Origin of the sequence: Marinicrinis lubricantis (assembly GCF_042658665.1) — a bacterium.
Lineage (GTDB): Bacteria > Bacillota > Bacilli > Paenibacillales > KCTC-33676 > Marinicrinis > Marinicrinis lubricantis.
The window spans coordinates 104,555-124,062 of record NZ_JBHSQV010000185.1; the positions used below are offsets into that span (position 1 = coordinate 104,555).

16 protein-coding genes are annotated in these 19,508 nt (G+C 47.8%); 3 read left to right on the top strand and 13 right to left on the bottom strand.

Features of this window, described 5'->3' with window-relative positions; all coding sequences use genetic code 11:
* Nucleotides 1-21 precede the first annotated feature (21 nt).
* The 9 genes from yqeK to ACFPXP_RS21085 all read right to left on the bottom strand — a co-directional run bounded on the left by yqeK (nucleotide 22) and on the right by ACFPXP_RS21085 (nucleotide 8,716).
* Complete coding sequence (gene yqeK / locus ACFPXP_RS21045; RefSeq protein WP_379896422.1) at nucleotides 22-603, bottom strand: bis(5'-nucleosyl)-tetraphosphatase (symmetrical) YqeK; 582 nt, start codon at nucleotides 601-603, stop codon at nucleotides 22-24.
* On the bottom strand, nucleotides 593-1,174 hold the full coding sequence (locus ACFPXP_RS21050) for a nicotinate-nucleotide adenylyltransferase (RefSeq protein ID WP_379896465.1): 582 nt from the start codon (nucleotides 1,172-1,174) through the stop codon (nucleotides 593-595). Before ACFPXP_RS21050 ends, yqeK begins: the two co-directional genes overlap by 11 nt.
* A gap of 21 nt (nucleotides 1,175-1,195) precedes the next feature.
* Nucleotides 1,196-1,486, bottom strand: a complete 291-nt coding sequence (gene yhbY / locus ACFPXP_RS21055; RefSeq protein WP_379896423.1) for a ribosome assembly RNA-binding protein YhbY — start codon at nucleotides 1,484-1,486, stop codon at nucleotides 1,196-1,198.
* A gap of 19 nt (nucleotides 1,487-1,505) precedes the next feature.
* On the bottom strand, nucleotides 1,506-2,366 hold the full coding sequence (aroE, locus tag ACFPXP_RS21060) for a shikimate dehydrogenase (protein ID WP_379896425.1): 861 nt from the start codon (nucleotides 2,364-2,366) through the stop codon (nucleotides 1,506-1,508).
* 56 nt (nucleotides 2,367-2,422) lie between these two features.
* The gene (gene yqeH, locus ACFPXP_RS21065; RefSeq protein ID WP_379896426.1) at nucleotides 2,423-3,538 is read right to left on the bottom strand and encodes a ribosome biogenesis GTPase YqeH; all 1,116 of its coding nucleotides are present in this window, start codon (nucleotides 3,536-3,538) and stop codon (nucleotides 2,423-2,425) included.
* Nucleotides 3,535-4,056 carry a YqeG family HAD IIIA-type phosphatase gene (locus tag ACFPXP_RS21070; RefSeq protein WP_379896427.1) on the bottom strand — a complete coding sequence of 174 codons (522 nt, stop codon included), beginning with the start codon at nucleotides 4,054-4,056 and terminating at the stop codon, nucleotides 3,535-3,537. Before ACFPXP_RS21070 ends, yqeH begins: the two co-directional genes overlap by 4 nt.
* A gap of 170 nt (nucleotides 4,057-4,226) precedes the next feature.
* Nucleotides 4,227-6,512 carry a transglutaminase TgpA family protein gene (locus ACFPXP_RS21075; protein ID WP_379896428.1) on the bottom strand — a complete coding sequence of 762 codons (2,286 nt, stop codon included), beginning with the start codon at nucleotides 6,510-6,512 and terminating at the stop codon, nucleotides 4,227-4,229.
* Between the two features lie 4 nt (nucleotides 6,513-6,516).
* Nucleotides 6,517-7,767, bottom strand: coding sequence for a DUF58 domain-containing protein (locus ACFPXP_RS21080; RefSeq protein ID WP_379896429.1), 1,251 nt, complete (start codon nucleotides 7,765-7,767; stop codon nucleotides 6,517-6,519).
* Between the two features lies 1 nt (nucleotide 7,768).
* Complete coding sequence (locus ACFPXP_RS21085) at nucleotides 7,769-8,716, bottom strand: AAA family ATPase (protein ID WP_379896431.1); 948 nt, start codon at nucleotides 8,714-8,716, stop codon at nucleotides 7,769-7,771.
* A 461-nt stretch (nucleotides 8,717-9,177) separates the two neighbouring features.
* On the opposite strand from ACFPXP_RS21085, the gene ACFPXP_RS21090 reads away from it, so the two are divergent.
* Nucleotides 9,178-10,644: a CAP-associated domain-containing protein gene (locus ACFPXP_RS21090; RefSeq protein ID WP_379896432.1), complete on the top strand. Its 1,467-nt coding sequence runs from the start codon at nucleotides 9,178-9,180 to the stop codon at nucleotides 10,642-10,644.
* A 102-nt stretch (nucleotides 10,645-10,746) separates the two neighbouring features.
* Here the strand turns inward: ACFPXP_RS21090 and ACFPXP_RS21095 are convergent, their stop codons facing one another.
* The 3 genes from ACFPXP_RS21095 to ACFPXP_RS21105 all read right to left on the bottom strand — a co-directional run bounded on the left by ACFPXP_RS21095 (nucleotide 10,747) and on the right by ACFPXP_RS21105 (nucleotide 15,793).
* Nucleotides 10,747-13,863 carry a glycoside hydrolase family 2 TIM barrel-domain containing protein gene (locus ACFPXP_RS21095; protein ID WP_379896433.1) on the bottom strand — a complete coding sequence of 1,039 codons (3,117 nt, stop codon included), beginning with the start codon at nucleotides 13,861-13,863 and terminating at the stop codon, nucleotides 10,747-10,749.
* A 135-nt stretch (nucleotides 13,864-13,998) separates the two neighbouring features.
* On the bottom strand, nucleotides 13,999-15,057 hold the full coding sequence (locus tag ACFPXP_RS21100) for an NAD(P)-dependent alcohol dehydrogenase (RefSeq protein WP_379896434.1): 1,059 nt from the start codon (nucleotides 15,055-15,057) through the stop codon (nucleotides 13,999-14,001).
* A 250-nt stretch (nucleotides 15,058-15,307) separates the two neighbouring features.
* Entirely contained in the window at nucleotides 15,308-15,793 is a 486-nt protein-coding gene (locus ACFPXP_RS21105; protein ID WP_379896435.1) for a hypothetical protein, read from the bottom strand.
* 234 nt (nucleotides 15,794-16,027) lie between these two features.
* On the opposite strand from ACFPXP_RS21105, the gene ACFPXP_RS21110 reads away from it, so the two are divergent.
* Nucleotides 16,028-16,801 carry a hypothetical protein gene (locus ACFPXP_RS21110; RefSeq protein WP_379896436.1) on the top strand — a complete coding sequence of 258 codons (774 nt, stop codon included), beginning with the start codon at nucleotides 16,028-16,030 and terminating at the stop codon, nucleotides 16,799-16,801.
* Between the two features lie 76 nt (nucleotides 16,802-16,877).
* Nucleotides 16,878-17,135, top strand: coding sequence for a hypothetical protein (locus tag ACFPXP_RS21115; protein WP_379896437.1), 258 nt, complete (start codon nucleotides 16,878-16,880; stop codon nucleotides 17,133-17,135).
* A gap of 168 nt (nucleotides 17,136-17,303) precedes the next feature.
* On the opposite strand, the gene ACFPXP_RS21120 is transcribed toward ACFPXP_RS21115, so the two are convergent.
* Nucleotides 17,304-19,412, bottom strand: a complete 2,109-nt coding sequence (locus ACFPXP_RS21120) for an S-layer homology domain-containing protein (protein ID WP_379896438.1) — start codon at nucleotides 19,410-19,412, stop codon at nucleotides 17,304-17,306.
* Nucleotides 19,413-19,508: the final 96 nt, after the last annotated feature.

A 19,508-nucleotide genomic window follows, 5' to 3' on the forward strand; every position in this document is an offset into this window, starting at 1 on the left:
TCCTTTATTCATTGAAAAGATTTATTTATGTTTCGTTTCTTTTGCTTCTTTCAACAGTGCGTTTCTTGCTAAGATCGTCATCGGATATACGATCTGTTTCTGTTCCAATAAAAATCGAATGGTACCATCAAGTCCTTCCACCAGCGCTTCCTCCAAGCTGCTTGCCGACAGCCGGCGAATGTCCTCGACCCCCGGAAAATCTCGTCCTGGTTCAATATAATCGGCAAGGCAGATCACTTTTTCCAGCAGGCTCATTCCAACGCGACCCGACGTATGATAACGAATTGCATTTAATATGTCTTGATCCGCAATACCATATTCTTTTTGCGCCACGTAGGCGCCGACGGGACCGTGCCATAGTGGCTTGTCGTATGCAAGGAGATCCTCGGCATAGCCCGATTCAATCAACACTTCTCTCTGCCGTTCTACGGGCCAATATTTTGCGACATCATGCAGGATCGCAGCGAGCTCGGCTTTGGACGGATCAGAGCCATACTGCTTCGCAAGCTGGATCGCGCTTTGAATGACTCCTTCGGTATGCCTCCACCTTTTTTCCGGCATCTGCTCTCGCACCGAATTCATGATCCATTCTTTATGTGCCATACCATCCATTCTCCTCTATATAATCATATACTGCATCCGGAACGAGATACCGAATACTTTTTCCGCTTTGCAGCCTCTCCCTAATATCGGTCGAGGATATCTCAATGAAAGGCATAGGCGCGGTGCGAATGTATGGCTGCAGCCAATCGGGTAGTGCTTGGAGGTTCATGGTGTGTCCTGCCCTCTCTAATCCGATAAAGGACATATATTTCACAATTTCTTCGACCTTAAACCAATGGGGGAGATCGTTCACCATGTCCGCACCGATAATAAAGTGAAACTGGTGCTCTGGAAACCGCTGAAAGAGCTCCTTTGCGGTATCTACCGTATAGGATTTCCCCTCTCTCTCTAGTTCCATCGGTTCAAGCTTGAAGGCGGGGTGATTCTCAATGGCGAGCTCTACCATATGACATCGCTGCTCAGCTTGAACAAGGGGTGAATGCTGTTTATGCGGAGGCAGGTTGGAAGGCAAAAACCATACCTCATCCAATCCAACCTCCAAGCGGGCCTGCTCCGCGGCAATCAGATGGCCCAAATGCACCGGATCAAACGTCCCTCCCATAATCCCCACATTCAATGTGTATCCGCTCCCTTACGGCAGTTCAATCGTTTTATGTTCCTTGGATTCTTTATATAAAATGATGACCTTGCCAATGACCTGAACAAGCTCTGCGCCGGCACCCGATGCCAATTCATCGGCGATTTCATACCGATCGTCAAAACAGTTGTTCAGAATAGAAACCTTGATCAGCTCTCTTCTTTCCAAAGCTTCTTGAATATGAATGATCAATTGATCATTCACTCCGCCTTTACCCACTTGAAAAATAGGGTCTAAATGATGGGCTAGTGAACGCAGATGTCTCTTTTGTTTTCCTGTCAGCATGCGGTTACCTCTATTCTATTCATGATGATTGAAGGGATTCCAATACGGTTTCCCTCATCGCTTTAATCGGCGCCGGGAGTCCAGTCCAATATTCGAACGCATAAGCGCCCTGATAAATAAACATGCCAAGACCGCCGTGTGTGGTGCATCCTCGCTTCTCAGCCTCTTGCAGAAGCTTCGTTTTCAATGGATTATAAATCAAATCACTTACGATCATGCTTGGTGTAAGCAGGTCCGGATCGATCGGAATGTCCTCCACATTCGGGTGCATCCCAACCGGTGTATGATTAATCAGAAGATCTGCCTGCTTCAGGATATGAGGCAGTTCATCCATCTGGACTGCCTCCACTTCTGCAAAAGCCTGCAGATGCTCTGCAAGCTCCGCTGCCTTAGATGGCGTTCTGTTGGCGATTACGATGCGTGCAGGCTTCTCCTGAGCCAAAGCATATAATACGCCTCGTGCCGCACCTCCCGCACCCAGTACAACAATTTGTTTCCCTGAGAGCTGGATACCCGTTTCTTCTTTTAAAGAGCGAACATATCCGATCCCGTCTGTATTATAGCCTTTCCAAACACCGTTATCGTTAACGATCGTATTCACCGCGCCGATAAAACGGGCAGCATCATCGATCTCATCCAAATACTGCATCACTTCGACTTTATGAGGGATTGTTACATTCGCGCCTTTAAAGTTCATCGCACGAATGCCCGCTACAGCGTCTCCCAGCTTATCAGCCTTGACATGAAGCGCCGTATATACCCCGTCGTAGCCTGTTTCCCTAAAAGCTCGGTTCAGCATAATCGGAGATTTGGAATGCTTGATCGGATCCCCAAATACACCGAACAGCTTCGTCTCACTATGAATCGTAAATGTGCTCATGAGATGTTTCTTCCTCTCCCGTACCTGTTCTAAATCGGGTTGGCTGAACAGGATCCCTAAATAATGGAATCGCGGATTGACACTTTTACGCCCTTAGGTACATAGACGTCGATTTCCGCTCCTTCCGTACTGTTCACCTTAATCCAGCCCAAGCCGGAAATCGAAATATCGCTGAACTTCCCCTTCGGAATTTTGATCGATTGCCTGCTGAGCGGAGGCAGTGCTTCTACCCCTTCCTTATCCGGAGGCGCCAGCATTTCCCCTTTATGCATGTCATATAATTCATCCGCTCTTTGCAGCTTGGTTCGATGAATCGGGATGGAATTCGCCACATAGCATGTGAAGGATTGTCTAGGACCGCGAACAAAATCAAAGCGTGCATAGCTGCCGAAGAATAGGGTCTGTTCCTCGTTCAATTGATAAACCGCAGGCTTAATCGGCTTTTGCGGCAGCAGCGCCTGCAGCTCCTTTTTACGCACCATTTCCGTTAACCGGTAGTGATAGACCACTCCAGGCGTATCGATCAAATAATTTCCATCATCAAGCGGAATCTTGATGATATCCAACGTCGTTCCCGGAAATTGAGAGATTGTCAATTCCTCTTCCATTTCGCTGTAATCGCGGATGATCCGATTAATGACCGATGATTTCCCTACATTCGTCGCTCCGACGACGTACACATCGTGCCCGTCTCTATAATGCTCGATTGCGGATACTAAACGGTCAAAGCCTATATTTTTTTTCGCGCTAAGAATGATCACTTCAGCCACCTTGACGCCGTTCGCTTTCGCTTGCTGCTGAACCCAATTGACCAGCTTGTTCGGATTCGTTACCTTAGGCAGCAGATCGAACTTATTTAATGCCAGGATGACCGGGTTACCTCCAACAAATCGATGCAGACCTTGTACAAAGCTGCCTTCAAAATCAAACAAATCTACAATATTGACGACAAGGCTTTCTGTCCCGCCAATTCGATTTAAGATTCGCAAAAAATCATTTTCATCCAAAACGGCTTCAGATGCCTCATTATAATGCTTTATCCGATAACACCTTTGGCAGATGGAGTTTCCTTTCTCTAATGACTGAGGAGGAATATACCCCAGCTGCTTTGAATCCGTGGCCTGAAGCTTCACTCCGCAGCCGCTGCAAGATTCCTTTTGTTCCAAGCTCATTGCTTTTCCTCCCAATGCAAGCCTTTTTTTCTTAATCTGGCCCGGACGAACTTTTCTAACCTGCGGTTGATTCTGGTGCCAAACCCTTCATCTGCCATCGATACAGGATCAACCAAAACCGTGTAAAGTCCCATCCGGTTGCCGCCGAACACATCGGTCATCAGCTGGTCTCCAATCATAATGGTCTCCTTCGGAGAAGATCCCAGGATGCTCAAGGCATGGCGGAACGCAGAGAGTCTTGGCTTGCGCGCACTGTGAATAAAAGGCAGACCCAGCGGATTCGCGAACGTAGCAACCCTCGTTTCGTTATTGTTGGAAACGATCAGCACCTTAAATTCAGCCGATTCCAGCTCTTTCAACCAAGACAACAGCTTCGGCGTCGCTAAAGGATCTTTTGCTCCTACCAAGGTGTTGTCCAAATCTGTAATTACCGCTTTGTAGCCCTGACGGAACAGTTCTTCCATCGGGATATCAAATACGGTTTGAACCTTCAAGGAAGGTATGAATTTTCTGATCAAACCGTGTCACCTCAACTGTTTCATACGACAAACTATACCATATATGTCCTTTTTGTTGCAAAGCGCCGTTTCGTGCTGTTCACCTAGATAAACAGATCAAAGGCTGCTGAACGCAATTCTCGGATAAGGCATCCGATCCATACATTCAACAGCCTGTCAAATCCGCTTTCTTACGAGGCTTTAGGCGGCTTTAGCGCTTGCTTCAGCTTGTCGATCACTTTCCTTGCCTGTTCCCATTCCTGAGCGCTTAGCATATTACCAGAATACTTCGCCTTTTCAAACCAGTACACGAGATCTTGAATGTCCTGCTCTAAATCTCTGCGATGCTCAATCCATAGAACGGACAATTCTCTTGCGGTACGCTGTTCTTCATAGCTCCAACCGTATTTATGAACAAATCGAATCCATTTCTCAAACTCGGAGATGAGCAATCGGTTGTAGTCCGTTTCCTTAGCAAGCTCTTTTCCAGAAGCGAAGCGTCGGAAAACAAAGCCTTTTCTGCGTGCACGCCAGAAAAATGCAGCCAGTATAAGCGCAAGCACAACAAATCCTGAACTAATATAGATCGATAGATTTGTGCTGCCTTCTTTCGTATTCGCATCCTTCGCAGCGGACTCCTGCTGCGGGTTCAATTCCGGTGTGACGGTTTCTGGAAGTGCGCTCTCAGCTTCCTTATAAACAACCGGCAGAGAGAACTGCGATGTCGGCTCGAAAGGAATCCAACCGAATCCTTCAAAATAAACCTCCACCCATGAATGTGCGTCCGAATTCAGCACGGTATAAGTTCCTGAGGTGTCTTGACTGTTCACCATATATTCCTCTGGAATGCTCATATATGGATCCATCTGCTGCAGATGGCCGGATGTGTAACCCTTAACCCATCGAGAAGGAATTCCGAGAGTCCTTGTCATGATAGCGAGTGCGGTAGAGTAATAGTCACAATAGCCTTCCTGCAGTTCAAACAAAAAGGCGTCAACAAAGTCTCCACTCTCTGCTTTGCTTAAATCCGGTTCATTCGTATAGGTGAAATTATTTTGTAAATATGCTTCAAGAATTTTCACTTTTTCATAAGGGGAGCTTTCCATCTCGGTCAATTGTGCCGCAAGCTCCCTAACTCGATCCGGCAGCGATTCCGGCACCTGCAAATATTCATCCATTTGATTTAGCCTGCTATAAGTGAGCGGTGCCTGCTGGATGCGAGCGACATCGATGACTGGTATTTCGGATACAATCGAATAGGTCTCAGGATAAGACTGTTCGTCATTCAAAGGTGTCCAAAGAATCGAGCCATCCTTTCTGGAAATCGACAAGTTCTCCATTCCTGAAGGTTCCTGATTGATCATGTCGATTCGTGTCATCGGATAAGCTCCGAATAGAACCGGATAAGTCTCATCGTCCGTCAGCACCGTAACCGTCTGCTCCACCTGCATCGTTTCCCTTTGGGAGACGTCAATACCTTCTTCTGCAGGCAGCTCCTGGCCCGAAAGCGAACCGCGCAGGGATACATGCCTGTCACTGTCGGTCAGTTCCCAGCCTTTGCCCGTATAAAGTGACCTCGTCTCCCCGCGCAGGTAGCTTTTCTCATCGGTCGTCACTTGGAAAACCGGTGTATAATCAAATTCGAAACCGCCTCCCAGCTCGCTGTCGTCTCGAGAATAACCGGACCTGTAGTTCTTCTCTCCGCCGACCGCTTCAATAACGCCGAATCCTTTGCCGCTCTTAACGACTTCAATACCACGCAATTGTTGTATCGCGGTATACGGGTCCATGAGCGTCGGTCTAATCGAAGGAGTAAAATAAACGATCGCCGCAACCACAAGCAGCAGAACGCCTATACGAGCAATAAGCGAAAGCGGATATTCTATCAAATCACGCCAACCATTCGGGTGTTTTTCGCTGAATTGTTTGAAATGAAACAAAATCACAAGCAGCAAGCCCGCTATCAGAATAAGACCAACCTGATCCCATAAATACAGATGACTGTATGAATCCGTGACACTAAAGATCAGAATGCTGATGAGCAGCGCGAAGAGTACCTTTTTCTTGCTGGTCCCCCAAATCAGAACGGCCTGATAAAGCAGCCAGGCCCCAATAGCATAAGGAAGAAAGGTCCAGAAAAGAACATACCTCTCCTCACCGATATCCACTGCGCCATACGTTAATCGCGAGTATACATCGTAGTCCAAAAACCGGACATACAATGCCAACCCAAGGATGATGAGTGTCCCTTGCACCGCTCCACGCAAAAATCCGCCGCCTCCGGCCAGCACTTGAACGGCAGTGCATAATATTAAGGTGCCATAGATGACCCAGATGGTTTCGGTCAATAAATAATAAACACCGCTGTAGGTTACATCTGCGAGCAATACGGCATACTGCATTAAAATAACAAACCAAAGCAGTGATGCCACTTTCCGATGCCAGTCTTTTTTTAGATAGGAAATAAGCCAATTCATCTCATTAACGCCCTCCTAACACATAGGGCAATTGCTCCAAACTATCAATCCGGTATGCGATAAACTCTTGATTCAGACCTGGCTGAGATGCAGTCTGTCCCTTTTGAGAAACGTTCGAATCTTTTTCACCTACTGCGATACTGCACACTGCGGCAGACTTAAGCCGCAGCAATCGGCATGCATCAGCTAATTGTTCATCAGATCTTTCCGTTACGATCACAACCATTGAATTGTGCAGCAGGATTTCCGGCAATTCCGTCATCGTTTGGGTGAATAAAGCAGCATTTGTCGGTTGAATGTCGACGAGCTGATCCATCATCGCGGAATAGTGCTCCCGTCCTCTGCCAAACTTCGGCATATAGTGAGGCTTGTGCTTTAGTCCATGAACATAGAGGCTGTGATCAATGCCTTTACTCCAGGCGTATTTCAATATCGATGCTGCAGTGGAGACCGCCGTTTCGAATATTTCACCCTTCGTATAAGATGCCTTGCTGTGATCGAGAACTAAGAGCAGCCTTGGCATGGCTTCTTTCTCGTATTCCTTCGATTTCCAGTTGCCTGTCTTGGCAGATGCCCCCCAGTGTATTCTGGAGAGACGATCTCCATAGACATAGTCGCGAACACCGTCGAACTGAGTCGTTTCCCGCAGCATCTGCGTCGATGCCGCTTGATGATGAATGCCTCGGGCAGCCCTGTCCTGGGCCTCCCAATTTGCAATCGTGACTGTTCTCGGCATCACTTTGAACGTCTGTTCCGTTCTCGTGGCGGACTGATGCTCTAGAAATCCAAAAATATCCTCTGTGGAGCAGATCGTCTCTTCAAAATGATAAACACCTCTTCTTAATGGAGGAGTCGTATACCTCAGCGTTCCTTTTCTTTTGAAATTCGGCACGACTGTAGAATCGAAAACAAATCGGTCTCCGTTATTTGCCCGTAGTTGATCCTTCACTAATACATAAAGCAAGGGCCACATTCCGGGAATATGAATATCTACTTCAACCTGCATGGACTGTCCGGCATGGATGACTTGGTCTTTATCATTCAACAGCAATCTGCGTGTGCACTGCGCGCTGCGAATCCCGCTCCAGCGTCCCATTAAGATATAAATAGACAAAATCGTTGCAATCAAAAACAGCATGAAAGCAAGTTTTCCGCCTTGAAATAATACGAAGAGAAAGCTGCTCAGCCAAACGATGACTACAATAGACAGACGGGATTTGTCGCTTACGACAGCGCCTGTTTTATATACTGTCATCTTATCTCTCCATTCGTACAGGCGCCCGTACCTGATCCATAACAGATTGGATAATGGACCCCTGACTAATGCCGTTATACAGCGACTCCGGCTGCAAAATTAATCGATGCGCCAGTACGGATGGAGCGAGCTGCTTCAAATCATCGGGAATCACATAGCTTCTTCCTTGAAGAATAGCGAATGCCTTCGAAGCATGAATCAAGGACAATGTAGCTCTTGGGCTCGCTCCTAGACGAACGGAAGGATGGGTGCGGGTCGCTCTCGTAATTTGCACCCCATACTCTACTACCGCTTCATCGATATGTACGTCATATACCTGCTTTTGAATCTGCAGTATCGTGTCCATATCGGTTACAGGCTGCAGCTCATCCAGAGGATGGCCCTTTTTCTGACTTTGAACCATTCTCAGCTCTGTATCTTCGTCGGGGTAACCTAAACTAAGCTTAAACATAAACCGATCCAGCTGAGCTTCAGGAAGCATATAAGTCCCTTCAAAGTCAACCGAATTTTGCGTAGCCAGCATAAGGAATGGGTTGGGCAGCGGATGGCATTCTCCATCTACACTTACCTGCCTTTCTTCCATTGCCTCCAGCAAGGCGGATTGCGTCTTCGTCGTCGCTCTATTAATCTCGTCGACCAGCAAAATATTCGCCATCACGGGACCCACTTTAAACACAAAGCTCTCCGTTTTCGGATGGTATATGGAGACGCCTGTCACATCGCTTGGCAATAAATCCGGATTACATTGAATTCTATTGAATTGACCTTGAATCGACTTTGAAAGCGCTTTGATTAAAACGGTTTTCCCAGTCCCTGGTACATCTTCAAGCAGGACGTGGCCTTCCGCCAACATCGCTGTAATAATCAACTCAATTTCATTTTTTTTCCCCAAAATGCATTTGGATACGTTATCAACAATCTGCTCCAATATTTGTCCACTTGACGTCATGTTCTTGGCCTCCATTTCCCTGCAACCGCTTCTCTATAAAATGATATTTATGATTCCTGTGAAGCATACGTATTCTGCCAATCTATGAATCTACAATATTTTGCAAAAAAAGAAAAAAGTATATATTCTCCCTTCTTCATTCTTACATTTAATATTATCGAATTCTCACGGGCTATACAACATTTGTATGCAAAAAGTGGCGGTTCATTCGTACCAGCCAATACGCTTGATTTTCTAGTTAAATCGGTTCTTTGAATTTTATGGGTCACACGGGTTCGACTTATTTCATCATTCATCGCTAGTGGTGTCGTGCTGTTAAAATGATGACCTCTCCTACGAAGGATTTTCTCCTTAAAGGTCGAAATATCCATTATAAAGTTGTCTGCATAGGTTTCCTTTCATGATCGTATGGATGTACAAAAAGTATATGAACAACTTGTCTGAGAGAGGAAGATGACACCGTGAAAACCTTAAAAATGTGTATGGCCGTACTGCTCATCTATTTACTAGCATTTCAACCCGTATCTGATGCAGATGCGGAAAGCGCCTTTACCGACACGGAAGGGCACTGGGCCGAACAAACTTTGTACTGGGCGAAGCAGAACGATATTGCTTCCGGCTTCCTGGACGGCTCTTTCAAACCTAACTCATTGATTGGAGAAGCTGAGTTTATTACGCTGCTCTACCGCACCATGGGGGTAAAGGCAGAAACCCCTCCCGGCGCCAGTCATTGGGCTGATGGTTCATACCTTTTTGCCGCGGAGATGCATTATCCGCTTCAGGGAATGCAGACGATAGAGGACCGTAACTCGCCTATAACACGCACATATGTCGCAGAAATGCTCGCGTGGGCCGACGGTGAGGAGCTTTCGGGGACAAGCGCTGTCGAATATATTTTGGAACAGGGGTACAGCAAAGGAAAAACATCAGCCACTGTAGAGGGTTACTTCGGGGCCGATTATTTATCTCGCGCAGAAGCGATCCAGTTTATCAAAAACACTTTGGATGCGGGGATGAATCAGCTTCAACCGCTTCCTGAAAATACGAAGGTCGAACCAAAGGACAACGAATACGGGATTGGAGGCATATCGATCGGCGACTCCTCCTCGGATTTGCTGGAGCATTGGGGACCTCCAAGCCGCAAGGATGCGAGCAATTACGGGTTTACTTGGTATGTGTACAACGAGCACTTCTCTGATTTTGCGATGTTCGGCATTCAAAATGGTGCGGTTGTCGCCCTTTATACGAATGCTCTAAACTGGCAAGGACCCGGTGATATTCATGCAGGGACCTCCAGAGCGACGATTGAAGCTCTGTTAGGAGAGCCGCTTGATTCAATCTTAAAGCAGAATACGTATTATCAGCTCAGTCATTCATCAGATGAAGCCGGTGTATACCTGATCGACGGAAGCTTCATCACGTTCTATTACGATATCCATGAAAACGGAAAAATTATGGGCATTAAAATCGTAAAGGAACAAACGGAAAAAGCAATGTCAGGCTTCTACGGAACTAGCTCTACTCAAGTGGAAGCGGCCTATGAGAAGCAGCTATTCGATTTTGCCAATGTAGAAAGAGTCAAGCGGAATTTGCCAATTTTCGAATGGGACGATCAAGCCGCCGCCACTGCTAAGAAGCACAGCAAGGATATGGGCGTCCGCAGCTTTTTCGATCATACGAATCCGGATGGCGTTGATCCTTTCGAACGCATGGAGAATGGCGGGATTGACTATATGCTTGCCGCGGAAAACATTGCCGCTGGCCAAGTGGATGCTATGCAAGCCCATGCTGATTGGATGAATTCGAAAACAGGCCATCGCGAAAATGTGCTGGGTGAAACGGCGAAATTGGGTACCGGGGTCGTCTTCGTAGAGGGCAGCAATTATGATGTTTATTATACTCAAAACTTTTTTACGCCGATGCCGTAAATCATACGGAATACGGCCTGCTCCATTCAAACTGGAGCAGGCCGTATTTTTTTATACACTCGATTCCACTTGTTGTTATTACTTACAAAATGAATTACCCATTCATTTCGTTCCTTCCAAAACAAAACAATACTCGTATGTTCGGTTCGCATACAATGTAAACTCCGGATGTGTCCTCGCGTTCCAGCTGTCGTCACCGGCGACGCCCATCTGTTTGTAATGGATACGTACGGCCGTTTTACCGCTGGCTGGCAGCTTGTAAGGATGATCATGAGCTTCGAGTTCAAACGGTGAATAAGGCAAAGCACTCATCTCGATCGTCGGTTGGCCGCTGATACGAAGTCCGATGCCATCCTGATTGGTGATCTGCGCCCAACGCACATCAGTTTTGTTGCCGCATTCCTGCGGCTTCAAGTAAGGTACCATCTGCTCAGCCACCGTACCCTCATAGATGCCGACCTTCGCTCCCGTCTTCCGATCCCAATAGTTCTCATGAGGACCTCGGCCGTACCAGTTGAGCTGTTCGAAGCTTGCGGGCATGTCGAATCGAACTCCGACTTCCGGAAGCTCCGGCAGTCCGTTACCTGGGACGAGCACCATATGGACATTCACTTTACCGTCGCCAGTCACTGTATATGTCAATTGGCAGGTGGATGCAGCAGGCTCAGTTGCCAGCGAATACAATGCCTGGAAACAAGCCTTTGTGCCGCCAACTTCTTGCTGAAAGTGAACGGACGATAGATGGCGATTCAAGCTGACCTCCCGCCACGTTGCACAGCGAACATCCAGTTTGTTGCCTCGATCGTTATCCGTTACTGCTCGCCAGAAGTTCGGTACGACAGGTCCTTGCAGACACTCCGTGCCTTGTACTTGATATGATGCTAGACTGCCTGTTCCGCAGTCGAATATGGCTTGGAACCCGCTGCCCGAAACGGTAACTTGATCGTCATTTTCATTTATCGTCAGTGGAATATTTGCACACTGAAGAACGGTAAGCTTAGCGGATACGGGCAGTTTGAACTGCTCCCATGCGATTTCATATCCCGCAGCAGCCCACAGCGTATCCTGCTTCAACCTCAGGCTCACATTCAGCAGGTATTCACCTTGCGCATCTGCTTTCCCTGGCAGTGTAAACGGAATCGCGATTTTCCCGCTCTGAAGTGGCTCTACATCTGCAATCAACGTTCCTGACTGCAAAACAGCGCCTTCCTTCCACACTTCCCAATACACATCGTATGCGTTCGTATTCGTAAACAAATGACGGTTCGTCAGCTTCACGATGCCTTTGGCCAGATCGACCGCCTCGAACCAGACATTTTGATAGCATTTTTGCACTTCGAAAATTTTAGGAGAAACGGTACGATCTGCAAAAATAATGCCGTCGCCGCAGAAGTTGCCGTCATTCGGCGTATCGCCGAAATCTCCTCCGTAAGCAAAGTAAGGCTGACCTTCGTCGGTATACGCGATGATTGATTGATCGATCCAATCCCATATAAATCCGCCCTGCAGGACGTCATATTGATAGAACAGATCCCAATACTTGAACAGATTGCCGTTCGAATTGCCCATCGCATGGCTGTACTCGCACAGAATGAACGGCTTCTGCGGGTTATTCCTGGCGTAATGCTCCACCTGCTGCACGGAGGAGTACATTTGGCTTTCAATTTCCGAGGCATCCTCCGACGGTCGATAATGAAACACACCCTCGTAATGCACGATACGTGAAGGATCGTGCTCCTTCAAAAATTGCTTCATGTAGAGAAAATTGTCTCCTCCGAACGATTCATTGCCCAGCGACCAGATGACGATGGACGGATGATTCTTATCGCGCTGAAACATCGAATTGCAGCGATCCAGCACGTTCGCCGTCCACTGCGGATTGCTGCCCGGAATCGCCCCGCCGAGTCCCTTCTGACCATATGTCCATGAACCGTGCGTCTCTAAATTCGTCTCGTCGATCACATATAGACCGTATTCGTCACATAATTCATACCAAAGCGGATGATTCGGATAATGCGATGTCCGAACCGCATTCATGTTATACTGCTTCATGAGCTGGATATCCCGTACCATGTCCTCATAAGTGACAGCTCTACCCCGCTCTGGATGAAACTCGTGACGGTTTACCCCCTTGAACATGATCGGCTTGCCATTTATCATCATCTGCTTATCTTTGATCTCAAAGGAACGGAAGCCAACCCTGCAGCTGATAAATTCCTCCGATTCTCCCGCTTCGTTCTTCAGCTCCAGCACCAGCGTATAAAGTACCGGCGACTCTGCGCTCCATTTCTGTGGACTTCGCACAGGCGCCTTTAAACTCCATTCCAGCTTTTCTTCTCCACCGATAGGCACCGTCACCGCGACGGGAGCGGCCCAGACCGGGATTTGATTCGAATCATAGAGAGCGGCTCCTACCGTTAGACTGCCAAGCTCCAAGCCAAGCGCATTCATGACGAGCCCTTTTATTTCGAGTTGTGCATGCTCATAGTTCTCATCCAGGTGCGGAACGGCGAAGAAATCATAAATGTGTGCTTTCGGTGTTGCATATAGATAAACGTCCCTAAAAATACCGCTCAGCCGCCAAAAGTCCTGATCCTCCAGCCAGCTTGCATCGCACCATCGATACACCTCCACCGCGAGCTTGTTCTCACCTTCTTGAAGATACGGCGTCAGATCGAACTCTGCCGGCGTAAACGTGTCTTCACTGTATCCGACGAGCTCCCCGTTCAGCCATACATAAAAGGCCGATTCTACGCCCTGGAAGCTTATGTACACAGGCAATCCCTGCCAAGTATCAGGCACCGCAAATGTACGAACGTAAGAGCCTACGGGATTGTAATTTACAGGCGCGAACGGCGGCTGAATGTCCTCTTTTCCCGTCCATGGATAGGTCACATTCGTATACTGGGGGTAGTCGTAGCCCTGCAGCTGCCAATGCGACGGAACCGGGATTTCATCCCAAGAACTGCAATCGTAATCCGCTTCGTAAAAATGGCGAATGCGCTGCTCCGGATTTTCGGCAAAGCTGAATTTCCACGTTCCGTTCAAGCTTTTGAAGTAATCCGAGGCATAACGTCTTCCCGCCAGTGCTTCTTCCCGCGTCCGATACGGCATCAGTGTCGAATGCGCTTCCATCCGGTTCAGTTGAAAAATCTCGGGGTTGTTATTCCACTCCGGATAACCGTTCTGCGGTGGAGTATAATGAAATTTCTTTTTCAATCCTATCACCTCAAGATCCGTTAATACCTCTATATTAATATAGGATGGCAGTAATGCCATCCAACAAAATCAATATAAAATAACACGATATTTCACTGCTAGAACCCGTGTACCTGCGAATACTGCCAGAGAGACTCAATCCTTCATTTGGGGATAAATCATAATTTTAATGCTCGTATCTTTCTGCGTTCTTGCCATCTCTACGGCTTCCTTTATGCGAGACAGCGGATATCGGTGCGTAATCACCTGCTCGATATCGACTTTTCCCTGCTGCAGTGCCTGAATCGCTGCCGGATACGTGTTGGCGTAACGGAATACGCCATACACATCCAGTTCTGCATCAATCAGCTGGTTCATATGAATGGAAATTTCATCTTGGGCGGGGAGTCCAACGAATACAATACGGCCGCCTCGCTTCACCGTTGTCACTGCGTCACTGATGGCCCGAGCGTTTCCTGACGTTTCCACGATAACGTCAACGCCTTCTCCCTCGGTTAATTGCTCAATTCGCTCCTTCACATTCTCCTTGCTCGGATCGAAAACACCTTTCACGCCAATTTCCTTGGCCAGCTGCTGACGAAACGGAACAACGTCGCTGCCGTAGATTTCGCCTACACCGTACAGCTGTGCGGCTTGCGCCGCCAATAAACCGATCGGCCCGAGCCCCGTGACCAGTACGCGGTCAGCCGGACTGACTCTCCCCCGCTTCATCGCATGCATCCCGACGGACAGCGGCTCCAAGAGCGCTCCCTGCTCGAAGCTCATGCCATCCGGCAGCTTGAACAAGAAATCACTGCGAATCGTGACGTATTCCGCCCAAGCACCATTCACCGGCGGTGTCGCCATAAAGACGACGTCAGGGCACAGATTATAGCGTCCGGATTTGCAGTAAGCGCATCGCCCGCAAGTCACTCCCGGCTCTACCGCCACACGATCACCCACCGCAACATGACTAACTTGATTTCCCACCTGAACGACTTCACCCGCAAGCTCATGTCCAAGAATAAGTGGGGATTCAACCACATAGCGGCCAATTTTTCCGTGTTCGTAATAATGAACATCCGAGCCGCAAATGCCTATGCAGTATACTCGAACTAGAGCTTCGTCCTCCTTCGGATTCGGTATAGGTACCTGCATGAGTTCCATATCCAACGGCTTGTTCAATACAGCCGCAGTCATCATATCTGTTCCCATCTCATTCGCCCCTTTTTGCTGCTAAAATATATAGTATGCGCCGACTTATAAAACCAAACCGAAAATACTGTTTTGTTTTCTCATGAAGTGCTCAGTTCCATTAAAGCACTTGAGCGGATGGATGCGCAATGCTTGCTTTTTAAAATCGCCCGTGAAAACAAAAAAGACATGCTGTATCTCACGAAAGATACGCATGTCCTGTGTCCTTAATCTAAGTTGTTAAGTTAAACAATAATAATAACCGTGACCATTAAACCGTCTTTACGAACCCCAACTCTTTAACAAATCGATTAAATACATATCGAACGATCGGTCCCATAATCAAAAGCTGCAGCGGAAGCGCCGCAATAAAGTTCATCATAACGTTATGCAAATAAGTAACCGCGAGTTGATTCGAATCCAGATTGCCTGCAAAGTAGGATGTCCCTAAACCGAAAAACGACATCATCACAACCATACCTACGACCATGCAAATGGACATCGAAAGCACCATCCCTATTTTGCTCGATTTAGCGAAAGGCATTGAAAATGCAATTTTCCGTGCCGCAGGCCCCACAATAAATAGCTCCAGTACATAAGCGATCATGAATCCAATCACAAATTGGAACAGCACTTTCGTAAACGAGACTTCCCCCATCAACCCATTAATGATCAAATTATACACTGTCATCACGGTAACCATCCTGAAACACATCATAAAACCAAAATAAAGCTGCTCTTTCTTCGTTGTTGGCATTTCCTTCATCCTCTCTTCATCACAAGTAGATGAATTATAGCAATGAGAAGAATCCGGTCGTAAGTGAACATTATGTGAATATTCAGTTGGTAAAAGGGTTCTATTATTATCTAATTGATCCTACAAGAGTCAACCACAATAACTCTAACTAATTTCTTCCTCCCTTCGTCTATATATTGATACTGCCTGACCTGTATGAAACGGGCTTTAGATTTCAAAAAGGAGAGAGTCCTTATGCGATATATACAATCCGCACTGCTGCTTTCCATAATGATGATCATGACGGCTTGTTCCGGGGGCAATGCGTCTTCGAAAGTGAGTGACTTAAACCATCCTCCTACCCACATGAGCGATACGGAGTTGCTGGAACAAAATTCCACTGACCGCGAAAAATCACAAAAACAGCTTCCTCAAAGCGTAACTCTCGACTATACAGCTGCCAAAGAGGCTGAAGTACATGTCAAACAAATTAAAACCGATCCATCAGCAGAAAAGCTTCGTCTCCACGAGAACATCATTGTATACGCCAGAGAAAGCGAGGGGACGGCATTATTCTTGGGACAGCTCCAAGAAGATACCATCCATGAGTTGGGAGAGATCGGAGAGGAGCACTATCTGCCTGAAATTTCCGCTGCGAAAGATCAAGTTTTTGGGGAAGAAATGAATATCGTCAGCGGCTTATGCGGTGCAAACTGTATGGTCAATTATATCTTCTCAAACACAGACGATCATATGAAGATGCCTATAGTGGTGTATGGCGGGCTGTTTATTACGGACCTTGGCGAAGACGGAAACCATGAAGTCGTTACCTCTTCGGGGACCATCGCTGAAAAAGTCATTTATAAAATGGTGGATGGTCAGATTATGAGTGTCCAAGTTAACAAAGCGCTCGGTATTACAGACAGTGTTGGATTCGATCCAGAGACTGGCACGTTTGAAGTATATATCGAAAACGAAAAAGTTCAATATCAATACATCGGAGAAGATCAATTGGTTCAAGTTGAGTAAAGGGTGTCCTATCTTGCCCGTTCGGTCCGTTCGGTTGCTGTAAGTAAGGATGCTGCTTTTGAAACTAGCAAGGACTATGAAAACCACACAACATGGCCCCATGATCGATGCCAATCATAAGCTTCCGATGGTCAAAGGGGTGTCATTGGACACGCTGATGTCTAATTATGATGATGTGATACTTGTTGAAGGACACATGTGCTCAAATAAAAATGCGGGTCAAGATCAAGTTGTCACTTTCGGTCACGAAAATGAAAAGCAAGCAACCTTTCGTTGGGGATTGTGGCATATGGCTGACTACAGCCGCTATCATCAGCTCATATCCATCTGCTAAGAAAGTGGTATCAGGACAAATCCCGTCCGGATAAATAGAGACATATATTAACAGTGGGTCTTTACGACAGACCCGCGGCTTCTTGAATGCTGTGCGCGTTAGATTATACTCATAGCGAAGGAACCCGCTGTAAGACGGGTTCCCTCTAATGGATTCATGATCTGCTCTCTAGTCTTGCAATTGCGTGAGCAGATTATAGATCGCCTGTGCCGCTTCGGCTCGAGTCGCGAATGCTTTCGGTGAAAATCGATGATTGCCTGCCCCGGTCATCAGCCCGGCTGCGGCCGCCCGGTTCACATAACCTTTTGCCCATGCAGCGATTTCATCTTGATCATCATAACCTGCCGCGCTGCCTCTTGTTGGCTTCCCGCTGGCAGCTTCATAAGCCCTGACGAGCATGGCTGCCATCTCCTCGCGCGTGATGTTCGCATTCGGCAAGAAGACGTCCTCCGATCTGCCGCTGATGACACCTGCTTCATAGGCAGCCGCTACATCGACGGCATACCATGCTCCGGATGGGATGTCCTTGAACAGCTGTTGATTCAAATCCGCTGCATCCTTTAGCCCCAGCGCACGGACCAGCAGGGCCGTGAATTCTGCACGGCTCACCTCCTGCTGCGGCGCGAATTCTGTATCTGTAATCCCGCTGATCACATGCTTGGCCGCAAGCGTTCGAATCGTCCGGCTCGCCCAGTAGTCTGCAGGAACATCGTCGAAAATCTTATCGTATGCCAGCACGGCGTACATGCTGAAGTGAGTTAGATTCACAGCGATTCGGTTATGTTCCTCGTTAAGATCCCCGCCGATATATTCCCATTCACCTGACTCTTCGTTGTAATAGTAGACACCGAGCAAATTTTTGTCCGCATCCTCATCGTAGCTGAAGATTACCTCTATCGGTTCGGAGAAATGGGACAGCCTCCTTGTAACGCCATCCTTCGCCATAATCCCGAGGTCAAAATGCACTAATTGACCGGCTATTCTCATCGTTGTTCCGTTTTGACCAATTGGCAGCATTACGTCAGCGTCCTGCCGGTTGCCTTGCTCGAATAGGAACGAGATCTGAGCATCTTCATGCTCCTCACTGCTTACGAGCTGCAGAAGTTCAGCCAATACTTCTGAAGGTATAGTTACCGTCAATTGTCCGCTCTGGATCAACAAACGGTTGCTTCCTATAAGCTCTGCCGCTTTATGCGGCAGCAGCACCTGATCTTTCCCGTACGGGACATCTACAAGGACGAAATGGCTGTTTGGATCGGATGGGTTCAAGCTTTCTTCATCCACGATATGCCAGCCTGGATTGTCTCCTGGGTTGTCTCCTGGGTTGTCTCCTGTATTGTCGCCCGTATGCGGCATGTATACACCGTTACTGCTAGAACGTTTGGTTTTTACATCCAGTCTCGCTGCTTCGGAAACATTCCCCGCGCCATCCTTGGCCTTCACTTGATACGAATAGGTCGTACCCGACTTTAAGCCCCTGTCCGTAAAGGCCGTATGGGTAACAGGAACCGTCTTTAGAAGCTTATTCCCCTGCCATACTTCCACTACATAGCCTGTCACCTCAACATTATCTGTTGAAGCCTGCCAATTTAAGGTGACGACACTTCGCGCAGCCGTCCCTCGCAAATTCATCGGTACCGTTGGTGCTGTTGCATCCTTTACCGTTACATGGACCGTATCCTGCTTACCGCCGTCCTTCGTCGTAACGGTAATGATCGCAGTGCCTGCTCCCTGTACCGTCACCACGCCGGACGGACTAACCTTCACCACGGATTCATCGGATGAGCTCCACTCCACCTGTTTGTTCGCCGCATTTGGCGGACTGATCACCCAAGTTAATGCCGCGGATGTCACATCCTCCGTATCCAACATCAGCGTTTCAGGCGATACGGTGATTCCTGTTACCTCAGCCGCCCCGCCATGCGCCGCATACGTAAACGTAGTTGCCGCTGGACTGCTTACTCCGCTGCCACCCACCTTAACTGTATACGTTCCGCTCTCGTCATCATCCAGCATGTATTGGAACGTATAGCTCCCGTCATTCGCGCTGATCGACTGATCGATATAATCCACATGGCCGGACGGACCTGTCACGACTACCGACACCTGCTGCCCCGCTCCACTTGAGATGTTACCGCTAACCGTCACAGTCCTCGTATGTTGGTCTACTTGTGCAGAAACCGTCAAGCTCGCACCTTCTGCACTCGCTAGTGGTGCCAGCAGCGCGGTCATGGTAAGCAAACAGATTATTGCAAGCGGAAATAATCGCTTCTTCATAGCATCTCCTCACAGTTCAAAATCGCTCATGATATCCAACACCTGATTGTACTTATCGCAAAATCGGCAGAAATGGTGGCTTCCCCCATTCCTGCC